Below are 5,020 nucleotides of genomic sequence, written 5' to 3'. Positions count from 1 at the left end.
GGCCCGGGCCGCGACGGCACGGCTGCCGGTGCCCACGACGCCGTCGACGCCCGTGCCGGCCGCGCTGACCTCCGCCCGCAGCGACTCCCAGTCGCCGTAGACGGTGTCGAAGTCGACCCGGGTGGCGCTGTGGCGTCCGACGGTGTCGACCGCGGTGTGCAGGTCGACGCGGCCGGTGTCACCGAGACCGCCGTCGGGCTCCTGCCAGGGCCGCCCGACGGGTCGGGCGCCCTCGGCGAGCAGCCCGTCCGGGCCGGCCAGCGCGCGCACGTGCCCGGTGATACGCGGGTCGATCCACGGCTCGTCCAGGTGCGACGGGTACACCGTGAGCCGGGGACGCAACGAGAAGCCGGCCCGGGCCGTCGCCTCGCGCAGCACGTCCAGGTCCGGCCAGGGGCGCTCGGGGTTGACATGATCCGGGGTGACGGGTGAGACGCCGCCCCAGTCGTCGATGCCGGCGGCCAGCAGCAGGGCGCACTCGGCCGGGTCGATGAGGTTCGGTGGGGCCTGCACCCGCATCGTCGGGCCGAGCACGAGCCGGGTCACGGCGACGGCCGCGGCCAGCTCCTCGGCGCCGACGTCGGGCGCGGAGCGCATCGCGGTGTCGTCCTTGGCCCGGAAGTTCTGGACGATCACCTCCTGGATGGAGCCGTACCGGCGGGCCTGCCCGCGCAGCTCGAAGATCGTCTCGGCGCGCTCGGCCCGCGTCTCCCCGATGCCGAGTAGCAGGCCGGTGGTGAAGGGGATCGACAGCCGGCCGGCGTCGGTGAGCACCCGCAGCCGGACCGCCGGCTCCTTGTCCGGCGAGCCGAAGTGCGCGCCGCCCGCCTGCGACCACAGCCGCGTCGCCGTCGTCTCCAGCATCATCCCCATCGACGGGGCGACGGGCTTGAGCCGGGCGAGCTCGGCCCAGCTCAGCACGCCCGGGTTCAGGTGCGGGAGCAGGCCGGTCTCCTCCAGCACGGCGATCGCGACGGCGCGCAGGTAGCCCAGCGTCGAGTCGTAGCCGTGGGCGTCGAGCCACTCCCGGGCCGCGGGCCAGCGGTCCTCCGGCCGGTCGCCCAGGGTGAACAGCGCCTCGGCGCAGCCGGCCGCGGCGCCCGCCCGGGCGATGTCGAGCACCTCGTCGACGGTGAGGTACGGCGCGGGCAGCCGGTGGGGCACGGTGGCGAACGTGCAGTAGTGGCAGCGGTCCCGGCAGAGCCGGGTCAGCGGGATGAACACCTTCGGCGAGTAGGTGACGACGCCCGGGCGGCCGAGGGTGGCCAGGCCCGCGTCGCGCACCCGGCCCGCCGACGCGCACAGATCGGCGAGGTCCTCGCCGCGGGCGGCCAGCAGCACCGCCGCCTCGACTGCGTCAAGGGTGGCACCGTCACGGGCCCGGCGCAGCGCCCGGCGCATCGCCGACGCTGACGGCACGGCGTCGGCGCCCGGCGACGGCTGGGGCAGGCCCGGGTCGTGACCGGGCTCGGCCGCCTGGCCGCCCACGCCGTCGGGTGTCGCCGCCGTACTGGTCATAGTTTCCTCAGGTTCTCCGGGGGCGCCGGATGAGCCGCCGCCCGGCGGGTCGACGGGCCCGGCCCGTCACCGGTGTCGAAGGGGCACGGGGTTGCGGACAACAACGGGGTTGCGGACAACAACAGTGGCGACGACACCACAGAGGGGCCGGAACCAGGGGCATCTCGGTGATGGATCGCCGGGGGTCGGGCGCGGACCCGGGGACGGACCGGGACGCCGGCGGCCCGGGCGCCCGCGCGGATCAACGCCCGCGCGGATCAACGCCCGTCCGGATCAGGGAGTGGCGCGGCCGGCGGCCCGCCATCCGGTGCCGGGCTGGCGCAACCGGTCGAGCGTGCCGATCAGCATGTTGGTTCGGCTGCGGGCGGCGAGGACGTCGGTCTCGGCCTGGGCGCGGCGATGCGGTTGGTCGGCGCCGCCGTGGGTGGGGGACTCGGCGGCCATCGCCGCGGATCGCCGCATCAACGCCCGGCGGGCGGCGACGACCTGGGGGGCACGCGCCCCCGCGAGCGCGCGGTTGAGAGAGGCGGACAGGGCTTCGAGGCTCTTGGTGGTCCTGATGTCGGACATGACGGTCCTTCCAGCGACGTGGAGAGCTCAGGTTCACTCTCACAGCTCTCTCTAACCGGAATCAAGAGAAACCGGGTGAGGGACGACACATCCCGGCCGGCGCCCTGGCGCTTGTGGCGGGATGACGATCCGGTCATCCCCGGCCGACCGCCCGATTACCCGCGAACTCCCTCCACGGCAAGGCGCCCTGACCTGCCCAAACACCATCCGGATGAGCGACAGCGGAGTGTCGACACGCCCACCCGTGTGATGTGAGACACACACCGAGTGTCGGCGTTTACGCCTGACATCGGCTGGGTACTGCACGCAGGCGACGTGTGCTCCCATCTGAATCACTCCTCCCTCGACGGCGGGGCCGCTACGCTGATCAGGTGCCACGAAACCGCCAGGAGGTTCCCCGCGAGGAACGGATCGACGCGTTGCTCGCCGTCGCCGAGGAACAGTTCCTGGCCCGTGGTTTCGCCGGGACGTCCATCGCGGAGATCGCCCGGTCCGCCGGGATCGAGCCCGGATCCGTCTACTGGTATTTCCGGTCGAAGGACCATGCGTTCGCGGCCGTACTCAACCGCCTGCTCGACGTCGAGGTGGAACGGATCGCGGGCCTGCCCGCAGACCCGGCGGACAGGCTCTTCCTCGCCCTCGACTCGGTGGAACGCCGGCGCACGCTGCATCCGTGCGTCGCCGAACGCGCCCCGCACGCCGAGCCGGTGATGGAATACCACGAGCGGCTGCACGCGTGGCTGCACGGCCTCGCCCTGGCCGCGGTGTTCGACCACGTGCCCGAGGCCGACCGGGCGTTGGCCGCGGACGCAGTCGTCGCCACGATCGAGGGCGGCCTGGCCAACCCGGCGCCCAGCCGGCCGACCAGCCATCTCGTGCACTTCCTGCTGGCCTCGTTCTGCCGGGACACCACGCTGCCCGCCCGGCCGGAGTTCAACGGCTGGGTCGCGCCGCTGTTCGCCCGCCCCCGGCTCGGCTGACGTCCCCGACCGGCGGGGCCGCCGCAGCGGCGCCCGACCCTTCTCCGACCGGCTCCGTCGGGTCACGGGAGCGGCCGGTGACCCACCCGGCGGGCGGCGGTGCCAGGATCGCTTGATGTGAGAGTGACAGCCCTGGCCGGCGGGATCGGCGGCGCCCGGTTCCTGCGCGGCGTGCTCGCGGCACTGCCCGACGCCGACGTGACGGTGATCGGCAACACCGGTGACGACATCACCCTGCACGGCCTGCGCATCTGCCCCGACCTCGACACGGTGATGTACACCCTGGGCGGCGGGATCTCCGCCGAACGAGGGTGGGGTCGCGAGGACGAGTCGTTCGTCGTGGCCGAGGAGCTCGCCGCCTACGGGGTCGGACCGGCCTGGTTCGGGCTCGGCGACCGCGACCTCGCCACCCACCTGGTGCGCACCGAGATGCTCGACGCCGGCTACCCCCTGTCCGACGTGATGCGGGCGCTGTGCGAACGCTGGCAGCCCGGAGTGCGGCTGCTGCCGATGACGGACGACCGGGTGGAAACCCACGTCGTCATCGCCGACGAGGACGGCCAGCGGGCCGTGCACTTCCAGGAATGGTGGCTGCGGCTGCGCGCCGCCGTGCCGGCCCAGGCGATCGTGCCGCTGCGGGCCGAGACCGCGAAGCCGGCGCCGGGAGTGCTCGACGCCCTCGGTGAGGCCGACGTCGTGTTGCTCCCGCCCTCGAACCCGGTCGTCTCGATCGGCACGATCCTCGCCGTGCCGGGCATCCGGGACGCCGTGCGGGAGACCGCGGCGCCGGTCGTCGGGGTTTCGCCGATCATCGGTGGGGCGGCGGTGCGCGGGATGGCCGACGCCTGCCTGACCGCCATCGGGGTGGAGACGTCCGCGCAGGCCGTCGGGGTGCACTACGGCGGCCGCGGGCGCGCGGCGGCGACGCCCGCGCAGGCCGGTGCCGGGCCGGCGGAGGCCCCGGCCGGGACGGCGGAAGGGCTGGCCGCAGCGCCGGCGGGGCTGCTCGACGGCTGGCTGGTCGACACGGTCGATGCCGGCGCGGTCGTGCCCGGGGCGACCGTGCTCGCCCGGCCCCTGCTGATGACCGACCTGGCGGCGACGGTGGCCATCGTCCGGTCGGCGCTGGAGGTCGCCGGTGTCTGAGCAGCAGCCGCCCAGCGGGACGCTGACGGTGTTCGGGCTGACCGGCATCGGAGAGATCCGGCCGGGTGACGATCTCGCCGCCGTCGTGACCGCGGCGGCGGCCGCGGCGGGCCGGCCGCTCGCCGACGGCGACGTCCTCGTCGTCACCTCGAAGATCGTGTCCAAGGCCGAGGGACGACTGATCACCGTCGCCGGTGATCGGGAGGCCGCCCGGCAGGCCGCGATCGACGGCGAGTCGGTCCGCGAGGTGGCCCGGCGCGGGCCGACCCGGATCGTCGAGACGCATCACGGCTTCGTCCTGGCCAGTGCCGGGGTCGACGCGTCGAACATCGCCAAGGACTCCCTCGCCCTGCTTCCCGCCGATCCGGACGCCAGCGCCGCCCGGCTGCGGGCCGGCGTCGCCGCGCTGCTCGGCGTGGACGTGGCGGTCGTCATCACCGACACCGCCGGCCGGCCGTGGCGGCGCGGCCTGACCGACATGGCCATCGGCGTCGCCGGCATGGCCGCGCTGCGCAGCCACATCGGCGACATCGACGGCTACGGCAACGAGCTGGGCATGACCGAGGTCGCCGAGGCAGACGAACTCGCGGCCGCGGCCGATCTGGTCAAGGGCAAGCTCGGCGCCACCCCGGTGGCGGTCGTGCGCGGGTACGGCCGCCGGCCCGACGACGGGACGGGGGCGCGCTCGCTGCTGCGGCCCAGCGGCGAGGACATGTTCCGGCTCGGTTCGCTGGAGGCACGGCGAGCGGCCCTGAGCGAACGGCGCACCGTGCGCGAGTTCACCGCCGACCCGGTCGACCCGGCCG

5 protein-coding genes are annotated in these 5,020 nt (G+C 74.6%); 3 read left to right on the top strand and 2 right to left on the bottom strand.

What is annotated here, in order from left to right:
• On the bottom strand, nt 1–1,518 hold a 1,518-nt coding region (gene cofG / locus ND748_RS24950; protein ID WP_251748442.1), incomplete at its 3' end, for a 7,8-didemethyl-8-hydroxy-5-deazariboflavin synthase CofG.
• Between the two features lie 273 nt (nt 1,519–1,791).
• Nucleotides 1,792–2,088 (bottom strand): hypothetical protein, encoded by a 297-nt coding sequence (locus ND748_RS24945; protein WP_251748441.1) that lies wholly within the window; start codon nt 2,086–2,088, stop codon nt 1,792–1,794.
• A gap of 371 nt (nt 2,089–2,459) precedes the next feature.
• Between ND748_RS24945 and ND748_RS24940 the strand changes: the two genes are divergently transcribed.
• The 3 genes from ND748_RS24940 to ND748_RS24930 form a co-directional block, all read left to right on the top strand.
• Entirely contained in the window at nt 2,460–3,068 is a 609-nt protein-coding gene (locus tag ND748_RS24940) for a TetR/AcrR family transcriptional regulator (protein ID WP_251748439.1), read from the top strand.
• A 117-nt stretch (nt 3,069–3,185) separates the two neighbouring features.
• Nucleotides 3,186–4,214 carry a 2-phospho-L-lactate transferase gene (cofD, locus tag ND748_RS24935; RefSeq protein ID WP_251748437.1) on the top strand — a complete coding sequence of 343 codons (1,029 nt, stop codon included), beginning with the start codon at nt 3,186–3,188 and terminating at the stop codon, nt 4,212–4,214.
• Nucleotides 4,207–5,020, top strand: an 814-nt coding sequence (locus ND748_RS24930; protein WP_251748435.1) for a coenzyme F420-0:L-glutamate ligase, incomplete at its 3' end; no start/stop codon positions are given. The genes cofD and ND748_RS24930, both read left to right, overlap by 8 nt.

This window comes from Frankia sp. AiPs1, assembly GCF_023716945.1.
Lineage (GTDB): Bacteria > Actinomycetota > Actinomycetes > Frankiales > Frankiaceae > Frankia.
This window is presented reverse-complemented; position numbering and strand designations above follow the sequence as displayed.